28 protein-coding genes and 1 tRNA gene are annotated in these 22,989 nt (G+C 73.1%); 19 read left to right on the forward strand and 10 right to left on the reverse strand.

All coding sequences use genetic code 11. From position 1 onward, the window contains the following. Positions 1–59: 59 nt before the first annotated feature. Positions 60–701, forward strand: coding sequence for a DedA family protein (locus tag BM237_RS08515; RefSeq protein WP_093849210.1), 642 nt, complete (start codon positions 60–62; stop codon positions 699–701). 254 nt (positions 702–955) lie between these two features. On the opposite strand, the gene BM237_RS08520 is transcribed toward BM237_RS08515, so the two are convergent. Genes BM237_RS08520 through BM237_RS08530 form a run of 3 tightly spaced genes read right to left on the reverse strand, consistent with a single transcriptional unit; the run spans position 956 to position 2,902 of the window. Further along, entirely contained in the window at positions 956–1,777 is an 822-nt protein-coding gene (locus BM237_RS08520) for an SAM-dependent methyltransferase (protein WP_093848941.1), read from the reverse strand. Positions 1,778–1,822: 45 nt separating this feature from the next. Beyond that, a complete protein-coding gene (locus tag BM237_RS08525) occupies positions 1,823–2,059 on the reverse strand; it encodes a DUF397 domain-containing protein (RefSeq protein ID WP_093848942.1) in 237 nt (78 codons plus the stop codon). Positions 2,060–2,062: 3 nt separating this feature from the next. After that, complete coding sequence (locus tag BM237_RS08530) at positions 2,063–2,902, reverse strand: Sco1979 family transcriptional regulator (protein ID WP_245793498.1); 840 nt, start codon at positions 2,900–2,902, stop codon at positions 2,063–2,065. A gap of 169 nt (positions 2,903–3,071) precedes the next feature. On the opposite strand from BM237_RS08530, the gene BM237_RS08535 reads away from it, so the two are divergent. Further along, positions 3,072–3,515, forward strand: coding sequence for an ATP-binding protein (locus BM237_RS08535; RefSeq protein WP_139238076.1), 444 nt, complete (start codon positions 3,072–3,074; stop codon positions 3,513–3,515). A gap of 254 nt (positions 3,516–3,769) precedes the next feature. On the opposite strand, the gene BM237_RS08540 is transcribed toward BM237_RS08535, so the two are convergent. Further along, the gene (locus tag BM237_RS08540) at positions 3,770–4,315 is read right to left on the reverse strand and encodes a flavoprotein (RefSeq protein ID WP_093848944.1); all 546 of its coding nucleotides are present in this window, start codon (positions 4,313–4,315) and stop codon (positions 3,770–3,772) included. Between the two features lie 97 nt (positions 4,316–4,412). On the opposite strand from BM237_RS08540, the gene BM237_RS08545 reads away from it, so the two are divergent. The 7 genes from BM237_RS08545 (at position 4,413) to BM237_RS08575 (ending at position 9,552) form a co-directional block, all read left to right on the forward strand. Continuing rightward, complete coding sequence (locus BM237_RS08545) at positions 4,413–5,597, forward strand: helix-turn-helix domain-containing protein (RefSeq protein ID WP_093848945.1); 1,185 nt, start codon at positions 4,413–4,415, stop codon at positions 5,595–5,597. A gap of 154 nt (positions 5,598–5,751) precedes the next feature. Further along, positions 5,752–6,237, forward strand: a complete 486-nt coding sequence (locus tag BM237_RS08550) for a DUF6415 family natural product biosynthesis protein (protein ID WP_139238077.1) — start codon at positions 5,752–5,754, stop codon at positions 6,235–6,237. Beyond that, positions 6,234–6,731, forward strand: coding sequence for a hypothetical protein (locus BM237_RS08555; RefSeq protein WP_093848947.1), 498 nt, complete (start codon positions 6,234–6,236; stop codon positions 6,729–6,731). The genes BM237_RS08550 and BM237_RS08555 overlap by 4 nt, the downstream gene beginning before the upstream one ends. A gap of 77 nt (positions 6,732–6,808) precedes the next feature. Next, entirely contained in the window at positions 6,809–7,381 is a 573-nt protein-coding gene (locus BM237_RS30265; RefSeq protein ID WP_281253910.1) for a gas vesicle protein, read from the forward strand. Between the two features lie 34 nt (positions 7,382–7,415). After that, on the forward strand, positions 7,416–8,324 hold the full coding sequence (locus BM237_RS30270) for a gas vesicle protein (protein WP_281253911.1): 909 nt from the start codon (positions 7,416–7,418) through the stop codon (positions 8,322–8,324). A gap of 80 nt (positions 8,325–8,404) precedes the next feature. Then, the gene (locus tag BM237_RS08570) at positions 8,405–8,719 is read left to right on the forward strand and encodes a gas vesicle protein K (RefSeq protein WP_093848949.1); all 315 of its coding nucleotides are present in this window, start codon (positions 8,405–8,407) and stop codon (positions 8,717–8,719) included. Further along, the gene (locus BM237_RS08575) at positions 8,716–9,552 is read left to right on the forward strand and encodes a GvpL/GvpF family gas vesicle protein (RefSeq protein ID WP_093848950.1); all 837 of its coding nucleotides are present in this window, start codon (positions 8,716–8,718) and stop codon (positions 9,550–9,552) included. Before BM237_RS08570 ends, BM237_RS08575 begins: the two co-directional genes overlap by 4 nt. Before the next feature lie 28 nt (positions 9,553–9,580). Here BM237_RS08575 and BM237_RS08580 read toward each other — a convergent pair whose 3' ends face one another. Together BM237_RS08580 and BM237_RS08585 are read right to left on the reverse strand one after the other, a co-directional pair. Next, a complete protein-coding gene (locus BM237_RS08580; RefSeq protein ID WP_093848951.1) occupies positions 9,581–10,168 on the reverse strand; it encodes a tellurite resistance TerB family protein in 588 nt (195 codons plus the stop codon). A gap of 155 nt (positions 10,169–10,323) precedes the next feature. Then, complete coding sequence (locus BM237_RS08585) at positions 10,324–11,247, reverse strand: helix-turn-helix domain-containing protein (protein ID WP_245793499.1); 924 nt, start codon at positions 11,245–11,247, stop codon at positions 10,324–10,326. Between the two features lie 86 nt (positions 11,248–11,333). Between BM237_RS08585 and BM237_RS08590 the strand changes: the two genes are divergently transcribed. The 5 genes from BM237_RS08590 (at position 11,334) to BM237_RS08610 (ending at position 16,445) form a co-directional block, all read left to right on the forward strand. Beyond that, positions 11,334–12,857 (forward strand): alpha/beta hydrolase, encoded by a 1,524-nt coding sequence (locus tag BM237_RS08590; protein ID WP_093848952.1) that lies wholly within the window; start codon positions 11,334–11,336, stop codon positions 12,855–12,857. Positions 12,858–13,078: 221 nt separating this feature from the next. Then, the gene (locus BM237_RS08595) at positions 13,079–13,453 is read left to right on the forward strand and encodes a VOC family protein (RefSeq protein WP_093848953.1); all 375 of its coding nucleotides are present in this window, start codon (positions 13,079–13,081) and stop codon (positions 13,451–13,453) included. A 174-nt stretch (positions 13,454–13,627) separates the two neighbouring features. Continuing rightward, a complete protein-coding gene (locus BM237_RS08600; RefSeq protein ID WP_093848954.1) occupies positions 13,628–14,248 on the forward strand; it encodes an SMI1/KNR4 family protein in 621 nt (206 codons plus the stop codon). A 208-nt stretch (positions 14,249–14,456) separates the two neighbouring features. Beyond that, the gene (locus tag BM237_RS08605; RefSeq protein ID WP_139238078.1) at positions 14,457–14,855 is read left to right on the forward strand and encodes a hypothetical protein; all 399 of its coding nucleotides are present in this window, start codon (positions 14,457–14,459) and stop codon (positions 14,853–14,855) included. An 807-nt stretch (positions 14,856–15,662) separates the two neighbouring features. Then, positions 15,663–16,445 carry an IS5 family transposase gene (locus BM237_RS08610; protein WP_093848956.1) on the forward strand — a complete coding sequence of 261 codons (783 nt, stop codon included), beginning with the start codon at positions 15,663–15,665 and terminating at the stop codon, positions 16,443–16,445. Here the strand turns inward: BM237_RS08610 and BM237_RS08615 are convergent. Both BM237_RS08615 and BM237_RS08620 read right to left on the reverse strand, forming a co-directional pair. Continuing rightward, entirely contained in the window at positions 16,411–16,905 is a 495-nt protein-coding gene (locus tag BM237_RS08615) for a hypothetical protein (RefSeq protein WP_093848957.1), read from the reverse strand. The genes BM237_RS08610 and BM237_RS08615 overlap by 35 nt on opposite strands. Positions 16,906–17,225: 320 nt before the next feature. Continuing rightward, positions 17,226–17,633, reverse strand: a complete 408-nt coding sequence (locus tag BM237_RS08620; protein WP_093848958.1) for an ATP-binding protein — start codon at positions 17,631–17,633, stop codon at positions 17,226–17,228. Positions 17,634–17,845: 212 nt separating this feature from the next. Here BM237_RS08620 and BM237_RS08625 point away from each other — a divergent pair, with 212 nt between their 5' ends. Together BM237_RS08625 and BM237_RS08630 are read left to right on the forward strand one after the other, a co-directional pair. After that, positions 17,846–18,160: a putative quinol monooxygenase gene (locus BM237_RS08625; protein ID WP_093848959.1), complete on the forward strand. Its 315-nt coding sequence runs from the start codon at positions 17,846–17,848 to the stop codon at positions 18,158–18,160. After that, positions 18,150–19,364 carry a helix-turn-helix domain-containing protein gene (locus tag BM237_RS08630; RefSeq protein ID WP_093849214.1) on the forward strand — a complete coding sequence of 405 codons (1,215 nt, stop codon included), beginning with the start codon at positions 18,150–18,152 and terminating at the stop codon, positions 19,362–19,364. Before BM237_RS08625 ends, BM237_RS08630 begins: the two co-directional genes overlap by 11 nt. 111 nt (positions 19,365–19,475) lie before the next feature. On the opposite strand, the gene BM237_RS08635 is transcribed toward BM237_RS08630, so the two are convergent. Continuing rightward, positions 19,476–19,550 (reverse strand) — tRNA-Val (locus tag BM237_RS08635). Positions 19,551–19,735: 185 nt separating this feature from the next. Here BM237_RS08635 and BM237_RS08640 point away from each other — a divergent pair. The 3 genes from BM237_RS08640 to BM237_RS08650 all read left to right on the forward strand — a co-directional run bounded on the left by BM237_RS08640 (position 19,736) and on the right by BM237_RS08650 (position 22,264). Further along, the gene (locus tag BM237_RS08640; protein WP_093848960.1) at positions 19,736–20,518 is read left to right on the forward strand and encodes a DUF4097 family beta strand repeat-containing protein; all 783 of its coding nucleotides are present in this window, start codon (positions 19,736–19,738) and stop codon (positions 20,516–20,518) included. A 101-nt stretch (positions 20,519–20,619) separates the two neighbouring features. Then, the gene (locus tag BM237_RS08645) at positions 20,620–21,879 is read left to right on the forward strand and encodes a hypothetical protein (RefSeq protein ID WP_093849215.1); all 1,260 of its coding nucleotides are present in this window, start codon (positions 20,620–20,622) and stop codon (positions 21,877–21,879) included. 157 nt (positions 21,880–22,036) lie between these two features. Continuing rightward, on the forward strand, positions 22,037–22,264 hold the full coding sequence (locus tag BM237_RS08650; RefSeq protein ID WP_093848961.1) for an FmdB family zinc ribbon protein: 228 nt from the start codon (positions 22,037–22,039) through the stop codon (positions 22,262–22,264). Between the two features lie 46 nt (positions 22,265–22,310). Here the strand turns inward: BM237_RS08650 and BM237_RS08655 are convergent, their stop codons facing one another. After that, positions 22,311–22,982: an O-methyltransferase gene (locus tag BM237_RS08655; protein ID WP_093848962.1), complete on the reverse strand. Its 672-nt coding sequence runs from the start codon at positions 22,980–22,982 to the stop codon at positions 22,311–22,313. Between the last annotated feature and the right edge of the window lie 7 nt (positions 22,983–22,989).

Raw genomic sequence — 22,989 nt, forward strand, 5'->3', positions numbered from 1 at the left:
GGGCGTACTCTGATCGGCGGTAGGCCGCCCCGCGACAGGGGCCGCACCGGGGAGTGAACGTGCAGGAAACACTGGGGGAGTTGATCTACGCCCCCTGGATCTACGTGCTCATAGCGCTGTCGGTGCTGCTCGACGTCTTCCTCCCCTTCCTGCCCAGCGGCGTCATCGTGATCGCGGCGGCGGCCGCCGCCGCGGGTACGGCGGCCGACGCGGCCGTGATCGCCCCGCCGGCCCCGGACGCCCCGCTTCCGACCGTGTGCGCGCTGGTGCTGTGCGCGGCCGCGGCGTCGGTCCTGGGCGATCTGGCGGTGTACCGGCTGGCCCGGTGCGGCAGTGACCGCTTCGACCGTGCCGTCGCCCGCTCACGGCAACTGACGGGCGCCCGGGAGCGGCTGGGCCATGCGCTGGCGCGCGGCGGAGGTCCCCTGGTCGTCCTCGCCCGGTTCGCCCCGGGCGGACGTTCGGTGATGAGCCTGATCGCCGGCGTGGAGCAGCGGCGCACCAGGGAGTTCCTGCCGTGGTCGGCCCTGGCGGGCCTGGCCTGGGCGGGATACGGCGTCGGCGCCGGCTATGTGGGCGGGCAGTGGCTCGGGGCGACGTGGCTGGGGACGGCGGTCTCGGTGCTGGCCCTCTTCGGCGCGGGCGCCCTGGCGGCCTTCCTGGTACGGCGCAGACCGGCGCCGGAGGCGCGGGCCTCCTGACCGGCCGCCCGCGCAGAGGGCTGTGCCGGTGGCGGACCACCCGCCCCCGAGCTGGAGGTGACGTCCCCTCGGCCGCTCCCCCCCGGGGGGGGGGGGGGGGGGCCGGCCGCGCGCGTGTCCGCCGTCCCCCACCGTCCCCCGCCGCGTGTCCGCCGCCCCCGTCCCGGCGGCACCGGACGCCGGTACGCCGCAGGCCGCCGCCTCCGTGCGGAGGCGGCGGCCTGCGCGTACGGCCTGCGACGCGGACCCGCCCGTCAGGGCTTGCGGGCGACGGCGGCGTAGAGGGACACCTCGGCGTCGGAGACGTCCGCGAGCGGCTGGTCCGGTTCCGGCCGCCAGCGGTGCGGCACGGTCAGACCGGGCTCGACGAACTCCAGCCCGTCGAAGAACCGCAGGATCTCCTCGCGTGTCCGGGCCTTGGCCGACGCCGCGGAGCCGGACATGGAGAGGCTGTTCAGGCGTTCCCAGGTCTCGGGGTCGAGGTCGGGGGTGCAGTGGGTGAGGGTGAGGTAGCTGCCCGACGGCATCGCCTCCACCAGCCGTGCGACGATCTCGTGCGGCCTGCTCTCGTCGCTGATGTAGTGGAGCAGCGCGTTGAGGGAGAGCCCGACCGGCCGGCTCAGGTCCAGGGTCTCGTGGAGTTCGGGGTGGTCCAGGATCGAGCCGGGGTCGGTGGCGTCCGCGTGCAGGTACACGGTGCGGCCCTCGGGGGTGCTGCGCAGCAGCGCCTGCGCGTAGCGCAGCACGATGGGGTCGTTGTCGGCGTAGACGACCCGGGCCCCGGGCGCGATGGCCTGGACGACCTGGTGCAGGTTGGGCTCGGTGGGTATGCCGGTGCCGATGTCCAGGAACTGCCGGATGCCCGCCTCGCGCACCAGCCACCGGGACGCCCGGTGCATGAAGGCGCGGTTGACGCGGGCTCCGGTGCGCACCCCCGGCCAGAAGGAGATGACCGCCTCGGCGCCCTGGATGTCGGCCTCGTAGTTGGTCTTCCCTCCGAGGAAGTAGTCGTACATGCGCGCCGAGTGCGGTCTGCTGGTGTCGATGTCGTCGGCGGAGAAGCCCTGGGCGGTCATCTGGTCTCCCGTGGGGGGGTGGTCGTGGTCGGTGGTGGTACCGGTTCAGGCGAGCAGGAAGTCGGCTTCCCCGAGCTTGGCGCCCCGGATGAAGGACTCGATCTCCTGGTAGGTGTAGATCAGCGCGGGGCCGTCGGGGTCGCTGGACTGCCGCAGGGCCACCCGTCCGTCGCCGAGCTTCATCGCTTCCACGCAGTTGCCGCCGTTGGTGCCGCTCCACGGCTTGTGCCAGCCCTCGGCCCCGAGCTCCTTGGCGGGCATTCCGTTGTAAATGTGACCCATCGGTCAGAACTCCTTGCGAATGTCACCGAGCAACTCCTCGGTGTGTCGTACTGATACGGCCTGCGCACCCATGCGGTCCAGTGCCTCCAGGTAGGCGGCCGTGTCGGGGCGCTCGTCCAGATAGACGGCCCCTGTGAGGCTCTCGGTGTAGACGATGTCCGGCAGTTCCGGTATGTCGAAGCGGAACAGCTGGAAGGGCCCGAACATGCCCGGGTGCGGGCCCGCTCCGAACGTCAGGATCTGGAGGGTGACGTTCGGCAGCGCGGTCGCCTCCAGGAGCCGGTCGATCTGCGCCCGCATGACCTCCGGTCCCCCGACGGGCCGGTGAAGGACCGTTTCGTCAACCACGACCCACAGCCGCGGGGCGTCCGGTTTCGCGATGAGCCGCTGCCGGCCCAGGCGCAGCGCGACCCGGCGCTCGAGTTCGTCGTCGGGCGCGCTGGGGAAGCCGGTGCGCAGCAGGGCTCGGGCGTAGTCCTCGGTCTGGAGCAGCCCGGGGACGCAGTGGGGCTCGTAGCCTCGGATGACGGAGGCGGAGCCCTCCAGGCTGACGTACAGGCCGAACCAGTCGGGCAGTACATCACGGAAGCGGTGCCACCATCCCGGTCTGCGCGACTCCTCCACCAGCGCCAGGAAGGAGTCGATCTCCTGCCGTTCGACACCGTACGTCTCCAGCAGCTTCTCCACGAACAGCGGTTTCAGGCCGACTTCGGCCTTCTCCATCCGCCGTACCGTCGCGGCGTTGACGCTGAGCGCGGCAGCGGCCTCCTCGAAGGAGCATCCGGCCTTTTCCCGCAGGTCGCGGAGTCGCAGACCGAGCACGATCCGCCCGACGGTCGCCACGTTCCCTCCCTCGAAACCCCTGGTCGAACAGTGAGTCTGACACACCGTCTATGACGTATGCAGCCTGCCTCGAATATTCTGCAATTTGCAAGACGCCTCTTGCCTTCTGCCTACCGCAGCGAGGATAGTGAGGGTCCCCACAGGCGGAAGTACGGAAAGGCGGACGGTCGTGGCGCTCTCCCCAGGCACGATGACGCTCCCGGGACCGGTCGGCGTGTGCCCTGACCTGCGCCAGGAGACATTCGAGCTGCCGGCCCAGCCCTTCTCCGTCGCCGACGCCCGCGACCGCGCCTTCGAGCGGCTCCTCCAGTGGGGCCTCTCCCCGGAGGTCTGCCGCACGGCACGGCTGGTGGTCTCCGAGCTGTTCACCAACGCCGTGCTGCACACGGACAGCGACCGCATCGGCTGCCTGCTGTACGTCGCCGACAACCAGATACGCATCGAGGTGCGCGACCAGGGCAGCTACGCCAGCACCCCGGTCCTGTGCTTCCCCCGGGCCGACGAGGAGCGCGGCCGGGGACTACAGCTGATCGAATCGCTCACACAGGCCTGGGGGGTGGAGTCCGCAGGACTCGGACTGGGCCACATCGTGTGGGCCGTCATCCGGCCCTGAGCCGTCCGGAGCCGGATGACCGCGAGGGCCCGGATCCCCTCCCGGCGAGGGGAGGGGATCCGGGCCCTGCAGAAAGGACCAGGCCCGAGCCGCGTGGGGGCGGCTCGGGCCTTCCCCTGCCGGTCTTCCCCTGCCCGCCCTCGCCCCACGGGCGCCCGGCAGCCGGCGGCTGCCGCTACCGGCAGCCGCCGCGGGAGGCGCGCCGGCCGGGCAGGCGCACCGGGGCGGGGCGCGCCACCGGCCGGCGCCACCGGTCAGCGCCGCCGCACCGCCTCGTGCGCCGCGTCCAGCGCGAGGTGCCACGGGTACTCCTCGGGGCGCCCCTGCCCCGGCGGGTTCGGCACGAAGCCGCCGGGGCCGTACAGCACTCGTACGCCCTCCCCGCGCAGGACCTCCAGCGAACGCTCGAACTGCGGATGCCGGGCGTAGGTGGAGTTCAGGCACGGCATCACCACCAGCGGGATGCGCTTGCCCATCGCCTCCGCGGCGAAGCCCACGACGAACGTCGAAGTGATGCCCAGCGCACAGGCGTTGACCGTGTGCAGGGTCGCCGGCGCCACCACCACGACATCCGTCCTGGGCCACGTCTCGGGCCGGCCGTAGAACCGGTAGGCGCTGCGCACCGGGTGGCCGGTCAGCTCCTCCAGCTCCGGCAGCCGGTCCTCCAGCCACTCCCGCGCGCTCGGCGTCAGCCCCAGGCACACCTGCCACCCCCGCGCCTGCGCGTCACGGATCGCGCGGTCGATGTGGACGACGGGCGGGGAGGCACAACCGAACAGGTACATGACTCGGTTCCTCATGCTCCGCAGTTCACCACACCTGATCAGCGCGAACTCACTGGGACGGGCGGCGGGTCGCGGGTACCGTTCAGATGCCGCGAGAAACGGAGGGCCCGGTATGTCCGCATCCGACGACGAGCACATCGGTAACCGGATCGCCGCCCAGCGCAAGCGCGCCGGACTCACACAACAGGGGCTCGCCCAGCGCATCCCCTACTCCTACAGCCTTCTGCGCCATGTCGAGAGCGGCCACAAGAGCGCCTCCCCGCAGTTCGTGGCCGCCGTGGCCAGAGCACTGCGCACCGATGTCGCCACCCTGACGGGGCAGCCCGCGCACCCTCCCCGGCCCGACCGCGTCGACGGCCTGGTCCGGCCCATCCGCGAGGCGCTCGACCTGTACGACCTGCCGCCCGACCCCTGCGGCCCCGCCCTCCCCGCACCCGAACTGGTCGCGGCCGCCGACGCGCTGTGCCGCGACGTGCGCGACGCCCGGCTGTACCAGGCGGCCGCCTGCCTGCCGGGCCTCCTGACGGACCTGACCGTCTCCTGCCGGGAGCACCCGAGCACCGAGCTGTGGCGCGCCCTGGCGTCGGCGTACCGCAGCGCGCACGACGTGACGACGAAGCTCGGCAGCTACGACCTGGCCGTCGTGGCGCTGGACCGGATGGGCTGGGCCGCCGAGCACGCCGGCGACCCGCTGCTCGGCGCGATCCGCCAGTACAAGCGGGCCCTGTCCTACCGCAGCCGGGACGCCGAGCACCGCATCGGACTGCGCATGGTGGAGGTCGGGCACGATCTGCTGCGCCAGACCGGGGAGAGCACCGAGAGCCTGGCGGTGGCCGGTCAGCTCCACCTGGGCGCGGCCGTGATCGCGGCCCGCGCGGGCGACGCGGCGACCGTGGAGTTCCACCTCGCGCGGGCCGGGGAGATCGCCCGGCGCACCGGCGAGGTGGGAGCGGTGCACTGGCTGTCCTTCGGTCCGGCGAACGTCGGGACGCACGAGGTGTTCGCCCGGCTGGAGCTGCGCCAGTACGACGCGGCGCTGAGCGCGGCACGCGCGGTGCGCCCGCCGCGCGGCTGGGCCGCCTCCCGGCGGGCCGCCCTGCTGGTGGACCGGGCCCGCGCGGAGATGGAGACCGGCCGGATCGAGGCGGCGCTGGCCTCGCTGGCGCAGGCACGCGCGCTGGCGCCCCAGCAGACCCGCTTCCACCCCCGGGTGCGGGAGACGGTGCGCGGCCTGCTGAACCTGCGGCGCAGGTCGCCGGACACCCTGACCCGGATGGCCGCGTGGGTCGGCGTGTGACGGTCCGCGGCACGTGACGTCCGGGCGCATACGCCGGGGCGTCCGCGCCCGCGCGCATACGCCGACGGTACCTGTCACCGAAGAGTGACAGTTGAGAGCCGGCCGCGCCGCCACTCTGTGTCCGTAAGCGACCGTGACAAGTCCGGGGGACCTTGTGCAGACCACACCAGACGCCACCCCACCCGCGGCCCCTGCCGTGACCGGCGAACCGCCCGGCCGGGACGGCCCGTTCGGCCGGGCCGTCCCGGAGGAGACCGCCCCGCCGGCCCCGGCGGCCGATGCCGACCCGCCGGAGGCGGCCGTCCTGGTGGACGCCGCCGCCGTCCAGTACACCATCGGCCGCGCCCTGGCCCACGGCAGCGCACCCCTGCGCCACGGGGAACTGGTGGAGCTGGATGCCCGGTTGCGCGACCACATCCGGCTGCTGCTGCCGATCGCGCGGGCCCGCGCCGCCGTCCTGCGCCCCAGCACCGCCCAGTGGCTGCGCTACCGGGCGCGGCTGGACTGGATCACCAATCAGGCCGGGCGGGAGCTGGACAGCGGACTGCACTCCGCCCGGCAGCAGGTGAGGTCCCTCGCACACGACTGCCGATGGCTGCTGCGGCAGACCCCCGAGTGGAACAGGAAGGCGACACCGTGACCATCTCCCCGCACTCCGCTCCGGCCGGCACCGCCGTCCAGCCCCCGCCGACCGGCTGGCTGGACCCCACCGGCCGCGTACCCGCCGTCCTGGCCGCCTGGGAGCACGGCGCACTGGGCGAGGTGCCCGCCGGGATCGCCTGGGACGTGGTGCGCATCCCGCTGCCCCTCGCCCGGGAGACGGTCCGCAGGATGCGGGCGGCGCGGGCCCCGCTCGGCCCCGTGCTCTCCACCCCGCTCGGCGCGGACTTCGTCGTCGCCCTGGGCTCGGCGGACGGTCTGGAGGTCGCCGGCATGTCCGTCCTGGGCCGCGGCACCCTGGTGCTGCTGCCTCACCCGGACGTCGTCGAACCGGATCCGATCGGCAACCGGGGCTGGATCGTGTGCCCCTCGGACCGGGCGCCCGCCTGGGGACCCGACCTCCGCGACGCCTACGCCGAGGCCCGCGCCGCAGCGGCGGCCGAGGCCGCGGAGACCACGGAGACCGCCCGGTGACGGGGGGTCGGGCCGCACGCCCGGCCGAACCCGCACCGCGCACGCATGGGAGGCAATCACCCGGATAGGCGTAACGGGTGAGCGATTACCAGGAGAGAGGCGTTCCCGCCGAGGCCGACGCGGTCCGGCCCGCACCGCCGCGCGTACCCGCGGCGCCGCGGGCCCGGACGCTGACACCCCAGCCGCTGGAGCCGCGGCGGGACGGCGAGGGCAGCCTCGCCCATGTGGTGGAGACCCTTCTCGACAAGGGGCTGGTGCTCAACGCGGACATCATGGTGTCGGTGGCCGGTGTCGAGCTCCTCGGCATCCGGCTGCGGGCGGCGCTGGCCTCCTTCGAGACCGCCGCGCGCTACGGGCTGGAGTTCCCCTCCGGCACCGATGTCGACACGGCCGCCTGGCGCGAGGCCCGCGAGGAGAAGGACAGCTGTCCCGAGTGCGGAAAGCGCTCGCCGGTGAGCCAGTTGCTGGAGGACATGTGCCCGTGGTGCGGCTGGCGCAGCGCCCGGGCCCGGCTGGCCCGGGGCCGCGCCGCCCCGCGCGCCCTCGCCGGCGACGGCGGCCCGCACGACGGCGGGAGCCCGAAGGACGGCGGGGACCCGGAAGACGGCGGGAGCCCGAAGGGCGGCGGGGGCGTTGGCCGTGACGGCTGAACGCCCGCCGATGAAGCCCACCAGGGACCCGCGCGTGACGCTGGACGACCTGGTCGAGGTCCTGCTGAACAAGGGCGCCGTCCTCCATCTGGACCTCATCGTCTCGGTGGCCGACATCCCGCTGATCGGCGTCAGTCTGCGCGCCGCGATAGCGGGCATGGAGACCATGCTGGAGTACGGCATGCTGCGCCGCTGGGACGAGGACACCCGTGCCTGGGCCGAGCGCTCCACCGGACACCGCGACCTCGAACCGCGCGCCGGGGAGCGGCACATCGTCCACATGCGCGGCGGCCATCTGCTGGAGGACGGCTTCCAGACCACCTGGCGCCCCGGCACCGTCCACCTCACCGACCGGCGGCTGGTCGTGATGCGCCGCGAACCGCGCGAGGTGCTGTGGGAGACGGAGCTTGCGGCGGTGCGCACGGTACGGCCGGAGACCGAGCGGAGCGTCGGCGGTGAACAGCGCACCAGGCTGCGCGTCGTCCTGGCGGACGGCCGCGAGGCCCTGCTGTCCTGCACCGAGCCGGAGAGACTGCGCGCCCTGCTGGCGAGCACATGCCCCGGCCCGCTGGAGACGTCCCCCGCCGACCCGGAACGGCAGGACGGCGAGGCCGGCGACGGCGGCCCGGCGGTGCTCGAAGGCCACCTCTGGTACCACGAGCCGCGTCGCGACGGCCCGTTGTGGCGCGGCGGGCAGGGACGGCTCACCCCGGAGGCGCTGGTGTGGAAGTCGCCGCTGGACGCCCGCCCCGCACTGGTCCTGCCCTCCGACGACATCACCGCCGTCCGCACCGAGCCCGGGCGCTCACCGGCCGGCGGGGGGAGGGTGATCACCGTGGAGACGGCCTCGCAGGGGCCGGTGACGCTCACGGCCGACGAACCGGGGCGCTGGGCCGGGGCGCTGGACTCGCTGCGCACCGCGGTGCCGCTGCCCTCGGCCTGACGTCGGCCTGCACGTACGCGGACGGCGGCCCCCAGGACGGCGGGCGGGAAACGGGCGGGAAGACAAGGACGGAGAAGATCATGGCCATCACAGTCGACGAGAAGAGCCTCAAACAGGGGGTGCTCTCCCTGGTCGTCACCCTGGTCGAGGTGATCCAGGAGGCCCTGGAACGGCAGGCGCTGCGCCGGATGAACGGCGGCGACCTGACCGAGGAGGAGCTCGAACGCCTGGGCGACGCCCTGCTGGAGCTGGACGAGGCCGTCGAGGAGATCAAGTCCGACCACGGGATCACCGACTCCGTCGCGGACCTGCACCGGGGCCTGGACGAGGTGGTGGACGACGTGGTGGACAAACTGGTCAACCCCGCCCGCTGGGCCGAGGAGGCACGGCGGTGACGGGGCCGGCCCTGTACGTGTACGCGGTGGTCCCCGACCGGCCCGGCGCCGCCGACGGCGTCACCGGGATCGACGGGCGCCCCCTGCGCCTGCCGGCCGCCCCGGGCACGGGGCTGGCCGCACTGGTCCACGACGCGGAACCGGCCCCCTACCAGGGCACGGACGAGGACGTGCGGCGCCGGGTGGCCGAGCAGGACCGGGCGGTGGTGGCCGTGTGGGAGCGCACCGGCGCGCTTCTGCCGATGACGTTCAACGTGCTGGTCGCCCCCGACCCCTCACCACAGGACCCCCGCACCGCCGAGGAGCGCCTGCGCGACTGGCTCACCTCCCGCGCGGCCGGGCTCCGCTCCCGCCTGGAGGCGCTGGAGGGCCGGGCTGAGCTGCGGGTGGAGATCACCGTCGACCGCGCGGAGTCCACCCGGGACGACGAGCGCGCCCGCGCCCTGGAGGCGGAGATGGCGAGCCGCTCCCCCGGGCTGCGCCGCCTGCTGGCCAGGCAGCTCGAACAGCTGCGCCGGGAGTCCTCCGAGCGTCTGGCCGACGTCCTCCACGCGGATGTGCGCCGCAGGCTGCTGGCCGTGGCCGAGGACCTGCGGGAGCGGTCGCGCGGTGTGCGCGACCCGGGCGAGGCGGACGTCCTCTCGGCGGCCCTGCTGGTGCGCACGGAGGACATCGAGGCGGTGGGCACCGTGCTGGCCGCCGTCCAGGGCGAACAGCCCGCCGCCCGCATCCGTTTCCTCGGCCCCTGGCCGCCCTACACCTTCGCCGACCTCCCCGACGGCCCTCGCGACCCCGCCGCCCCGGAGCAGGAGCACGCCCCGGAGCGGGGCTAGGCGGTTCCGTCCGGGTTCCGTCCGGCCCTTACATGCCGAACTCCGCCGCGGAGAGCCCCAGTGCGGCGCAGGCCTCCCGGACAGCCTGCTGCTCGGACTGGTCGATGTGGCCGTCGGCGCCGGCGATGACGATGCCGGTCTGGACGACGGCCCTGGCCTCCGCCGGCTTCTTGGCGGCCTTGGCGATCTCCTGCAGCGCCTCCGCCCTGCCCGCCTGGAAGTCGGCCGTGAGCCGGTCCACATGACGGTTGAACCGTTGGCGCAGTTGCTCGGGCGGGAAGTTCCGCAGAACGTCGTTGTCGACGATCATCGACTCCATCCGCTGCCGCTCCGACGGGTCCACATGTCCGTCGGCAGCGGCCACCAGCGCGCACATCGCCATGCTCGCGTCCCGGTACGCACCGCTCTTCAACTCGGCCTTGGCCGAGGCGAGCTGGGACTTCAGCAGGCCCACCAGCTGGGCCTTCGTCCCTCCCCCGGAGCCGGATCCGGGGCGGGCGCCGTGGCCCTGGCCGGCGGCCCCCGGCCCTCCGATCCCCGGTCCGCCCGTGCCCTGCCCGCCCCGGGACTGTTGGAGGTTCCTGGCCTGGTCCTTGAGCCGGTCCCACATCGCCACTTGAGCCATCCCGTCCTCGGCCGCCGCCCGTCCGACGCGGGCCGCAGATCTTCGTTCACCGTCCGTCATCACAACGTCCCCGGGGCCCGCCCTGGTTCCACGGGCGCCCGGATCACCGCCCACAAGCCCCGCCGGACGCTCCGCCGGACGCTCCGTCAGGCGGCCGTCTCCTCCGACAGCGCGGCGAGCAGCCAGTCGTGGGCGGCGCCGGGAGTCGGCTCCGGCGGACCGGCTTCCGGCGCGGTCACCTCGGCGACGAGCTGCCAGTAGCGGTCGATGCGGGGATCGGCGGCGAGCTGGCCCCTGAGCCCGAGCCGGAAGCCGGGGGTGTCGCGCGTGCCGCGTGAGCGGGCGTAGGCGGAGACGAAGCAGTCCAGCGCCTCGCCCCGGTGCGGCGGCCGTCCAGCCCGCATCGGCTGTGCCGCCAGCCCGTACGCCTCGACGAGGCCGCCGTAGAGCACGGCCGGGCGGTAGCCCTCCTCCGGCCGGTGCGCGGCGGGCCGGCGCTGCCGGGCGGTGCCGGGGCAGGGGCCGGAGACGAAGGCGTGCAGCCGGGCGAAGGCCAGTACCTGGTCCGGGGTCGGGTCGTCCGGGGGCTGGGGGATGGCGTGTTCGAGAATCTCCGAGACCAGCCGGGCCGGAAGCCGCGGCGGCAGCCAGCCCCGCCAGAAACGCGCCAGCGCCGCCGTGCCGGGCGGGGCGGAGACGGCGCCGACCAGCCGCAGACGGTCGGCTCGCTCCTCGGCCGTGCAGCCTTGCAGCAGGTGGAGGGCGGCCTCCCGCCAGCGCAGGGCGGCCAGTTGCGCGCCGACGTCCCGCAGCCGCCCGGCGACGACGTCCTCCAGCGCGTCGTCCCGCTCCAGGGCCCGGCCCACCTCGGGGACCGGCACACCGAGGGCGCGCAGCGAGCGGATCGTGCGGAGCCGGTCGAGCGCCTCGGGGCCGTAGCGGCGGTGGCCCCCGGCGCTGCGGCCGGCTTCGGGCAGCAGTCCGCGGTCGGAGTAGAAGCGGACGGTCTTGACGGTGGTGCCCGCCCGCTCGGCGAGCTCCCCGATGCTCCACAGGCCGTCAGGGGACAAGGCTTGAACCTCCCTCAGGGGGAGTTCCTACCGTACCGGCGAGCGCGGACGGCCCGCGCTCGGAAGAGACGGGGAGGAGCATGGCCATGACGGCTTTCGTACTGGTGCCGGGTGCCCACACCGGCGGCTGGGTGTGGGAGGAGGTGGCCGGCCGGCTGCGGGAGTCGGGGGCCGGGGCATACCCGGCGACGCTCACCGGCATGGGCGGCCCCGGCGATCCGGCGGGAGCGGGCACCGGCCTGGAGACGCACATCGACGACCTGGTGCGGCTGATCGACGGGCTGGACGCACCGCGGGTGGTGCTCGTCGGCCACTGCTACGGCATCCACCCGGCACTGGGCGCGGCCGGGCGGCGCCCGGAGCGGATCTCCCGGATCGTCCACCTGGACACCGGCATTCCCCGCGACGGCGACCCGCCCCTCGCCCTCGTGCCCGACGGCACGGTCCGCGAACGGCTCTCACGCGCGGACGGGCAGGACGGCGGGGACGGTGGGGACGGAGGCGGGCTGCTGCCCCCGCCGTCCCCGGACGGCTGGCGGCGCTGGGGCAGCACCGCGGGCGTACCCGAGGAGGCACTGGAACGGCTGGCCCGCCTCGCCGCACCCCAGCCCGCGGACACCCTCACCCAGCCGCTCAGGTTGGCCGAGTCCGTGTCGCGGATACCGGCGACCGGCGTCCTGTGCACCGCCAACGGGCCGGGCATCGCCGCGGTCGAGGCCATGGTGGGCCTGGGCGACCCACGCTTCCCGGCACTCACCGACCCCCGGGTGGACTTCTTCGAACTCGCCACCGGGCACTGGCCGATGCTCTCCGCCCCGGGCGAACTGGCCGCCGTACTGCTGCGGGCCGCCGCAGGAGAGGGACACCGGATCCCCCCGCCGCAGGACGAACGGTCCGCGCACCTGAGGCCGTTCGTCCTGGACGTACCCGAGGCACGCCGCGAGCGGACAAGGCGGGTCGACCTCCACCTGCCCGAAGCGGACGGCCCCCGCCCCGCCGTGGTGTTCGTCCACGGCGGCCCGGTCCCGCCCGAGGCGCGCCCGACCCCCCGGGACTGGCCGGCCTTCACCGGCTACGCCCGGTACGCGGCGAGCCTGGGCGCGGTCGGCGCGACGGTGGACCACCGGCTGCACGACATCGCCGACTACGGGCGCGCCGCCGAGGACGTCCGCGAGGCCGTCCGCCTCGTACGGGCCGACCCGCGTGTGGACGGGAACCGGATCGCGCTGTGGTTCTTCTCCGGCGGCGGGCTGCTGTCGGCCCACTGGCTGGCCGCGCCCCCGCCGTGGCTGCGCTGCCTGGCGGCCACCTACCCCCTGCTCGCTCCCCCGCCGGGCTGGCCCGTCGACGCCTCCCGTTTCCACCCCGCGACCGCGCTGCGCACCGCGGGACGGCTGCCGGTGGTGCTGACCCGGGTGGAGCTGGAACTCCCCGAACTCGCCGTCTCCATCCAGGATTTCCTGACCGCAGCGGAGCGCTGCGAGGCCGCCGTGGAGGTGATCGACGTACCCGGCGGCCACCACGGCTTCGAAACCGTCGACCACACCGAACCGGCCCGCCGCGCCGTGGACCGCGCGATGCGGTCCGTGCTGGGCCACCTGCGGAACTGACCCACCCTCACGTCCTGTTGGCGTAGCCGCCGGAACCGGGTAACGTCGCCCGACGTGAACACCGGACCGGCGCCACGCCACACACGGATCGGCTATCCGGTGGAGGGCTGACCGCACGGCGGGGGCGCGGAAGGCACCCCCACGGTTCGGCACGCGGACCTCCCCGTGCTCGTGCACCACGAGTCCATCTCTCCGTGCCGAGCGACAGCGAGGTCAGCCAAGTGACAGTCACGTTCAACCACACCATCATCGCCGCCAGGGACCGCGAGGAGTCCGCCCGGTTCTTCCGGGAGCTCCTGGAGGTGCCGGAAGCACCGTCCTGGGGCGTGTTCACCAACATCCAGCTCACCGACGGCGTGCTGCTGCAGTTCGCCGAGCCGCCGGTGGAGATCCAGATGCAGCACTACGCGTTCCTGGTCGACGACGACCTGTTCGACCGGGCGTACCGGCGGCTGTGCGAGCGCGGTATCGAGCACTGGGCCGATCCGCAGATGCGGCGCCCGGGCGAGACCAACACCGAGCACGGCGGTCGCGGCGTGTACTTCAAGGACCCCTCCGGCCATGCGATCGAACTGATCACCCGGCCGTATCTGTAACCGAGCGGGCGCGGCCGACCACGCCCGCTGACGGCAGGCTGTGACGCGCCACCTGCCGCCGTCGAGTCCCCTCGTACGGCCCGGGGCCGTCCCCGGGCCGTACGAGTCGGCACCGCGGCCGCCGTCCGGCCGCTCCCCGGAGACTGTCAGCACCGGGTGACAGGATGCCGTGCCATGGCCGCAACGATCAGTGAGTCGTGGACGCGAATCGAGAACTGGCTGGCCGGGCACGCCCCGGCCACCCGTGCCGCGCTGGCGCCGCCCGCGGACCCGGCGGACATCGCCGAGCTCGAACGCCTCGTCGGCCGACCGCTGCTGAGACCCCTGGTGCAGTCACTGCTGCGGCACGACGGCCTCCTCGACCAGTGGTCCTGGCTGCTGCCGGGCTCCTACAGACCGTTGAGCGCACGCGAGACGGCGGCCGAGTGGCGGTCTCTCACCGGCTACTACGACAGGTGCGCGACGGACGAGGAGGAAGAGGAGGAGGTCTACCGCTTCATGGAGCTCGGGACCAGCAGCGCCCTGTACGGACATCCACAGTTGGTCCCCATCGCACAGGACATCTGCGGGGGCCGCCTCGTACTGGACCACCGTCCCGAGACCGACCGAGGGCGTGTCCACGAAGTCGAGGCCGTGGAAGGCGTCATGCGCGGATCACACGAGATATGGACGTCCCTTCCGATACTCATGGAGCGGATCGCCACATCCCTCGAGACCGGCGAGTCCCTCGACGGCCACACACCCGTGGTGGACGAGGAGCACAGGCTGTCCTGGGACTTCACGCCGCTGCGGTAAGACGGTGTACGACAACGGTGGCGTCCGGCCGTCGACAGCCCCCTTCCAGCCGAAGGTGTCGGGGCCCGGCTCCACACCGGTGCTCTGGAGCGTGTCCCCGGCCGAACCGTACGCTCACTCACGACTCGACCGGCCGTGGAACCCTCAAAGCGGGCCTCCACCATGCGGCAACAACGCTGGAGGCCCGCCCTCTCGCCTTGGAGTGATCATGGATTACGCACGCGCCCTGAAAGCAGCCGTGATCACGGCCATCTCCACAGCGGCCGGCCACCTCACGATGAGCGCCGGGTTCGCGTGGGCCCGCGGTCAGGAACCGGACCACCCGGACGACTGGTCCGGCTTACCCGAATTCGGTGCCACCCTCCTCGCCACATGGATACTCATGCCCCTGGCGCTGTGGATCGGGATGCGCGTCCTCGGCGAACGGCGCACCTGGCTCCAGATCCTCCTCGGGACACTGTTGTGGATCGGCGTCTCCTCGGTGTACATCGACGACGTCGACCGCCCGGGTGGGCTCATGTCCGTACCGGTCCTGGTCCTGTTCGTCCTGGCAGGCACACTCCTCGGCGCCTACGATCCCGGTTCCGCGCGTAACGACGAAGCGTGAACGGGACGGGTGTGAAGTCGCCCTGGAGGCGACGGCGATGAGTCCCCGGCCGTCCGCGAGCCTGCGGGCTCCGGCGGACGAAATGGACGTGGAGGGCCGGTAGCCGTGCGGCGGCCCCATCACGGCCACTGGTACCGGGCGGTGACGCGGAAGCCCCCCGGCCTCGTTCGGCCGGGGGGCTTTCCCTGGTGGGCGCAGACGGGTTCGAGCCGCCGACATCTGCCTTGTAAGCCTGGCGCCCCTCGTCGGCGGGTCTTCCCTGGTCACCCCACAGGTTGCGGCACTGCGCCTGCCGACGGCTCCCGCACCGCCACAGTCCCCGAGTGACCGTGGTTGCCCCCTCAATCTGGCACGGCTGTGGCACACGGACCGTCTCCAACACCTGCTTTAGGAGTTCGATGCAGGAGTCGTCCTGACGGTGCGACCTGCCACCGCCGAGACCAAGCAAGGACGCGCGTGTACGTCCTCGTTCGGTGTTGTTGATGCCAGCTTTGGATGTCATCAGCGGAACAACTGCAGGTATGGCCAGTACTCTAGAAGCCGTTGCTGTATCGATCCTGGTGAGCGTGAGTTCGAGGTTGTCGACTCGGTCGGGTGATCTTCCGGCTGGCTGAGCATGGAAGCGGGGCCTCCCGCACAGCTCGTGGGTGTCGAATCCAACCGAGCAACAGGAGGCCCCTGGTGCTGCAGTCTTCCGTGTCGACGCCGACGTCGTCCAACTCGGCGTCTTTGGAGTGTGATTGCCTCGCTCACCGGTTCGGGAACGCCGGGGACCGGCCGTACAGGCGCCCGATCTATCCGTCCGACATGAGCGATGCGGAGTGGGCGGTCGTGCGCGACGCGATGCCTGTACCCGGCTGGCTGGAAGGCCGCGGCGGCCAGCCGGAGAGCTATTGCCACCGGCAGATGGTCGACGCGGTGCGCTACCTGGTCGCGGGCGGTATCACCTGGCGGGCGATGCCCGCGGACTTCCCCGCGTGGGACCGCGTCTACGCCTTCTTCCGGCGCTGGCGCGACAAGGGCCTGACCGCCGAGTTCCACGACCGGCTGCGCGAGAGGGTCCGCGAGGCCGCGGGCCGGGATCCGGAGCCGACGGCCGGCGTCATCGATGCGCAGTCGGTGAAGGGAGCCGCTTCGGTGCCTGCCGCGACCAGGGGCTTCGACGGCGGGAAGAAGGTCAACGGCCGCAAGCGGCACATCGTGGTGGACACCCTCGGACTGCTGCTGGCCGTGGCGGTGACCGCGGCTTCGGTCACCGACCGGGACGCGGGGCGGACACTGCTGGCCCGTCTGCACGAGCGGCACTGGCGTGTCACCCGAGTGTGGGCCGACGGCGGCTACACCGGGCGCCTGGTCGACTTCGCCCGCGGTGTCCTGCGCATCGCGCTGACCGTCGTCAGACGCAGCGACGACACCAGCGGCTTCACCGTGCTGCCGAAGAGGTGGCTGGTGGAGCGCACGTTCGCGTGGCTGATGCGCTCACACCGGCTGGCCCGCGACTACGAGAGGCGCACCGACACCTCGGAAGCGGTGATCCGGTGGTCGATGAGCATGGTCATGAGCCGCCGGCTCGTGCGACGGGCACGCTGAACAGCCCTGGACGTTCCTCCGCCAGCCAGCCCCGCGCGGCCAGGCGCTTCGCCTTGGAGCGCATCCCTTCGACCTTCGCCGGGACCGGCTCCAGCCCGAGGGCCGCCGCGAGCTGCCGGCAGTCCATCGCCTCCCCGCAGGTCCCGCTCCCGCCGGCCAGGACGTCCATGATCCGCTGGTAGTCCGGTGCCAGAACTGTCGAAGCGAGCCCTTCCTTCCAGTGCGGCACCACCGAACCAGGCACCGCCGCCGTGACCTGCAACGACTCTTCGCCGGCCACCGCGATCGGCTGCACGTCATTGCCACAGCGAGGCTCCGCCAGAACCTCACTCACCGTCTCGCGGGCGATCACGAACCGCTCCCACAGGGCCTCGGCCTCCCGCAGCTCGGCCTGGAGAGCCTCCACCCGCTGCCGAGCGGCGCGTTCGCGCTCCTCCAGCAGCCCCATCACCGACGGCATCCCGGCACCTCCACCAAAGAGGACGACACGACACCTCGTCCCTGCCGCCTAAACACCCCACCTATACCTGACCAGCGGAAACGCACCCATCACTCTTGGAAAGACAACGGCTTCTAACGCGTGTTCGTGGGCCTGATCGTCGTGGAGCCAGGCCAGGACCGGGCGGGCAGCCGGCGGGTCGAGCTGGTCGCTGATGTGGCGGGCTCGTTGCCGTAACCAGCGCAGGGCCAGGCGGGGTGAGCCAGCCGCGTGGGTGCCGAGGGGGAAGGTGCGGCCGTCGTCGGGGGTGGAGGCGGTGGCCTGGCATCGGTAGGTGCGGCTCAGCACGGCTGGGCTTCCCGCGTGGTCGGCAGTGCTGCGGGGAGTGGGAGCCGGGCGGTCACCGTGTGGCCGCGAGCGGTGTGGTGGACCTTCACGTCGTCGGCCAGCGTGGTGACGATGGCCAGTCCTCGGCCGTGGGTGGCGTCCTGGTGGGGGTGAGTGACCTGTGGGCGTGTGGTGGTGGCGCCGGTGTCGGTGACGGCGAGCGTGACGGCCTCGGGGGTGCGGGTGATGGTGACGCGGAAGGCGGGCCCGGTGGTGTGGGTGACCGCATTGGCGCCCAGCTCGGTGACGATCAGTGCCGCGTCGTCCACACAGAAGGCGTCGGCGAGGAGTTTACGGGTCCATTCGCGGGCCTTACGTACCTCCTCAGGGCGTCCTGCGAAGGTTCGTCGATGGATGAGCATGCGCGTCTCCTTGCTCTGAGCTGCGGTTTTCAGCGGCGCCGAGGCCTGGCAACAAGCACCGGCGCGCTCGCACGTACAATAAGTACTAGCACCGTAGCCATAGTGCGAGTACTTGAGATGCGAGATCGCACTTTTCGTACTGGTCGACTGCCGAATAGCGTTCGCCACGGCGTGGTGCAGAACCGGGATGCCAAGACGGAGGAGGAGAGCCGATGTTCGGTCTGATGGTGCGCTTCACCTGCAAGGACGAGGCGGCGGCAGCGGCGTTCGACGCGCTGGTGGCGCGGACCGGGGAGCAGATCCGCGCCCATGAACCCGAAACGGTGATCTACACCGTGCACCGTGTTGACGGCCGCCCCCTGGAACGGATCTTCTACGAGCTGTACCGGGACGCCGACGCCTTCGCCTTCCACGAGGCGCAGGACTACGTGCGCGCCTTCCTCGGCGAACGGGACCGGTACCTGTCCGCCGTCGAGGTCGACCGTCTGGAGTTCGTCTCCGGCAAGGGTGCCGGTCATGAGCGCTGACTACGAGAAGACCCTCGGCCGCAAGATCGCCTCCCACCGCAGGCGCAGAGGTCTGTCGCAGAAGGAACTCGCCAGGCTCCTGGACCGCTCGGAAGCCTGGGTGTCGCAGGTGGAACGCGGAGTACGCCGAATCGACCGCATGACCGTCCTGGAGAAGGTCGCCGACGTCCTCGGCCTGCCGGTGGCCGAACTGGCAGCGGGATCACCGGTCCTGGCGTCGAACACGGAGGGGAAACCATCCGGAGCACACCGGCTGCGGCTGACGCTGAGCGGCTCGCACCGGCTCAGTGCCGTACTCGGGCAGCCGGAGCACCCGGACATGCCGGCCCTGCGCACCGATGTGGAACGCGCCTGGACCCTGACGCACGAGGGCCGGTACGCGGAACTGTCCGACTTGCTGGAACGGCTCGTGCCGCACCTGGAGTCGGCGGCCCGATCCGGTACCGGAGAGGACCCCGCCGAGCCGTTCCGTCTGCTGGCCTCCACGTACGGCGCATGCGGTGCGGCACTGGCGAACATGGGCGAGCCGGACGTGGCATGGGTCGCGGTCGACCGCGCCGTCTCCGCCGCCGAACGCACCGGAGATCCGCTGCTGATGGCGGCCGGTGAGTTCCGGCTGGCGATCGTCTTCCTCGGCTCCGGGTACTACGAGCAGGCGGCCCGGGTCGCGCGCAGCGCCGCCGAAGCCCTGGCACCACTGGCCACGGAGGGACGACCGGATGCGGTGGCCCTGCGCGGCGCTCTGACGTTGCAGCACGCGGTGGCCTCGGCCCGGCTGGACCGAGGTGAGGAGGCGTATCAACTCCTGCGGCACGCACGCGAGATGGCCGAGCAGGTGGGAGAGGGCCGCAACGACTACAGCACGGAGTTCGGACCGCTCAACGTCGGCCTCCACGAGGTCGCCATCGCCGCCGACCTGGGCGACGCCGGTACCGCACTGCGCGCCGCCGAATCCGTCGATCCCTCTGCGCTCTCCTCCGAGCGGCAGGCGCGCTTCCGCATCGACCTCGCCAGGGCGTATGCCCAGCGCCGGCAGACCGAGGAGGCGACGGTCGCCCTCACCGAAGCCCGGCGCCTCGCCCCCGAACTGGTCGACGCCAAGCCGGCGGTCAGGCAGCTCGTGTCCGACCTGCTGGTCATGAGCCCCCAGCCGTCCGCGCCCCTGCGGACCCTGGCGGACGAACTGAACGTGGAAGATGTGTGACCCGCGATGCCGCATGAGTCACCGTTTGCCCGTCTGGCCGGCACCGCCGCCGTTGGTGTCAGATGGTGATGTCGAAGACCCCCGGCCCTGGTGGGCCGGGGGTCTTCGTGCTGGTGGGCGCAGACGGGTTCGAACCGCCGACATCTGCCTTGTAAGGGCAGCGCTCTACCGCTGAGCTATGCGCCCGGGGTGAGCCCACAGCGTACCGTGCCGCGCCGTGTGCGCCACAAACGCGGGAGGCGGGGGGCTGTCCCCACCCCGGACCCGGTGGGGTGCCGGATGCCGCCGGCGGGCGGGAATCCATAGCGTCGGCAGGGCGCCGCCGGGCAGCCCCACCGAGCGGCCCCGCCGAACGGATACGGAGACCGCCCATGACCACCGAGACCCGCCGCAGCACCGTACGCGCCCTGGTCGCCGTCGTTCTCGCGGTCGCCGCCACCGCCGGGGTGGCCGGGTGTGTGGACGCCGGTGACGTGCCGCCCGAGCGCCGGGCCTTCGCGGTCGGCGAGGAAGTGGCGACGCTGGTGGTCGATGTCGAGGACTCGCCGGTGGAGGTGGTGGCGGCGGACCGGACCGACGTACGGGTGACCCGGTGGTTCGACGGGGTCGCCTACGGCGGCAGCACCGGGGCGCGGTGGTCGATGGAGGGCGGGACGCTGTCGCTGGGCCCCGCCTGCTCCGGGCTCGCGAGCTGCGACATCCGGCACCGGGTGGAGGTGCCGCGCCGGCTCGCGGTACGGGTGGAAGGCCGCAACGGGGACGTTGTCGCGCGCGGGTTCCGTGAGGCGCTCGCGGTCTCCGCCGACAACGGCGGTATCAGGGTGCGCGATGTCACCGGGCCGCTGGAGCTCAGCGGCGACAACGGTCCCGTCGAGGCGACCGGGGTCGGCTCCCGCGAGGTGGTCGCCGAGGCGGACAACGGCAGGCTGAGGCTGGCCCTGGTGCGGGTGCCTCAGCGGGTGGAGGCCCGCGGCCGCAACGGTTCGGTCACCGTCGAGGTGCCCCGCGCCGCGTACCGCGTGGACGCCGCGGCCGAAAACGGCGGGGCCCTGGTGGAGGTGCCGCGGGGCGGCGCGGGCGATCCCGCCATCACCGCCCGCGCGGCCAATGGCGATGTGACCGTGCGCCCCGTGGGCCGGCGGGACCGGTCGTGAGGTGATCGCCCCGGTCGCCTCCCGTGTGTTCCCCCGGGCCGGGTGGGAGAATGGCAGCCGGGCCGGCGAGGGCGTAAGGGGAGAGGACACACGTGGCGGCGATGAACGGCGGCGGCGCACGCCGCTGGGGCTGGGGCGGCGGCGGGCGTGCCGAGAGCCGGCGTGCCGAGGCCCAGGCCGCGAAGGACGCGGCGGCCACCGCGTTCTACGAACTGGACACCGCGCAGCGGGATCTGCGGATCTCCATCGAGACCCTGGCGGCCGTCGACGACTCCCCGGCCTCGCGCCGGGCCGTGGAGGACTTCGCCGAGTTCGGACGGCGGATCGACCAGGTCAGCCATGAGTACATCGCCACCGTGGACGCCCACGACCTGGAGCGCGACGACCTGGACGCCGACACCGCCTCCCGCGCCCGCCGGGCCCTGGACAGGACGCGGGAGGACCTGGAGCGCACCCGCGCGGACCTGGAGCGGTTCGGGCAGGGGCTCGGGCCGCTGCTGGAGAAGGCCGAGACGCAGCTCGCCCGGCTGGCGCCCGCCGTGGAGCGGGCCCGGCAGGCGCTGCTGGGTGCGACGAAGGCGCTGGACGCCGTACGCGCCGCCGGGCTGCGGTCCGACGAGGCGGCGGCCCGGCTGGCCGCCCTCTCCCCCGAGCTGACCAGACTCAACGAGGGCGCCGCGCGCCACGGTGTGCGGGACACCCTTCAGCGGGCCGAGCGTGTGCTGCATCAGGCGGAGGGGGTGCGCAGGGAGGTCGAGCTGCTGCCGGAGCGGTCGGCCGAGACCGACCGGCGGCTGTCCTCCCTGCGCACCCGCGCCGAGGCGCTGCGGCACCGGGCGGAGAACGTCGGGCCGGTGCTGAGCGAGCTGCGGCGGCGGTTCACCGTCGCGTGCTGGGAGGACCTGCAGAACGTGCCGGAGCAGGTGGCGGGTGCGGTGCGGCAGGCCGAGGAGAAGCTGGCCGAGGCGCGTACCGCCCGGCAGGAGCAGCGGTGGGCGGACGCCACCGCCCGGCTGTCGACGGTGCGGGCGCTGCTGAACGACGCGGACGAGGCGGTCTCGGCGGCCGGTGAGCGTCTGCGGCGGCTGAACGAGGTCTCCTTCGACCACAGCGGCGAGGTGGAGCGGACGCGCTTCGCCATCCGCGACGCCCAGCGGCTGGCGATGGCCGGGCGCAGCCATCCCGATCCCCGGCACGCGGGTCCGCTGGACGAGTCGGTGGCCCGGCTGGAACGGGCGGTGGCGGGGCTGTCGGGGCGGCATCCGGACTGGTGGGGCTTCGTGACGGAGCTGGACGCCATCCGCGAGACGGTGGCGGACGTGGTGCGCCGGATACGCGAGGAGCGGGCGGCGGGCGGCTGAGCCGCGCGGCCGGCCGGGCGCGGCCGTATGCGGGCGGCCCGCTCCCACCGCGGTACCGCGACCGCTGTCCAATCGCTGTCCAACCGCTGTCCAACCGCTGTCCAACCGCTGTCCACAGGCTCCCCGCGATGGCCGGACCGGCGCTTATCCTGCTTGCATGCCCCGATACGAGTTCCGCTGCCGCGCCTGCGGCACCACGTTCGAAGTGAACCGACCGATGGCCGAGTCCGGTGCGCCCGCCAGTTGCCCGGAGGGCCACGGCGACACGGTGAAGCTGCTGTCCACCGTCGCGGTGGGCGGCGCGGCCGCCCGTTCCTCCGCCCCGGCGCCGAGCGCGGGCGGCGGCGGGGGCGGAGGGTGCTGCGGGGGCGGCTGCTGCGGCTGAACGGGAGAGCCGGGGCCGTCCGTCGGAAGCCGTCGGCGGGCGCGGGCTACCGCTTGCGCGCGATGGTCACGCCGTCGGCGACCGTCAGCATGATCGACTCCATCCGCTCGTCGGCGAGGACATGATCGTTGAAGGCCCGGATCGCGGCGGCTGCACCGGTGGCCTCCGGGTCGGCGACCTCGCCGTGGAAGAGCACGTTGTCCGCGACGATCAGTCCGCCCGCCCGCATCCTCGGCACCAGCTCCTCCCAGTAGGCGATGTAGTTGTCCTTGTCGGCGTCGAGATAGACGAAGTCGATCTCCGGCTCGGCGGGCAGTGCCCGCAGGGTGTCCAGGGCGGGCGCGATACGCAGGTCGATGCGGTCGGCCACGCCCGCCCTGGCCCATGCCTCGCGCCCCAGGGCCGTCCACTCCTCGGAGACGTCGCAGGCGATGAGTGTGCCGTCCGCGGGCAGGGCCTGGGCCATGGCGAGTGCGGAGAAGCCGGTGAAGGTGCCGACCTCCACGATGCGGCGGGCTCCGGTCAGCCGTACCAGGAAGGCCAGCATCGGTCCCTGTTCCTGGGCCGACTGCAGCCCGGCCCGGTCGGGGAAGCGGTCGTGCGTGGTCTCCACCAGATCGCGCAGGACGGGGTCGAGCGGCGGGTTGTGGTCGAGCACGTACCTGTACAGCTCGGCGGTCTGGAGGGGGCGTTTGTCGCGGGATGCCGGTGTGGTCATGCCCGCA

It is taken from the genome of Streptomyces mangrovi, from assembly GCF_900114215.1.
Classification (GTDB): Bacteria; Actinomycetota; Actinomycetes; order Streptomycetales; family Streptomycetaceae; genus Streptomyces; species Streptomyces barkulensis.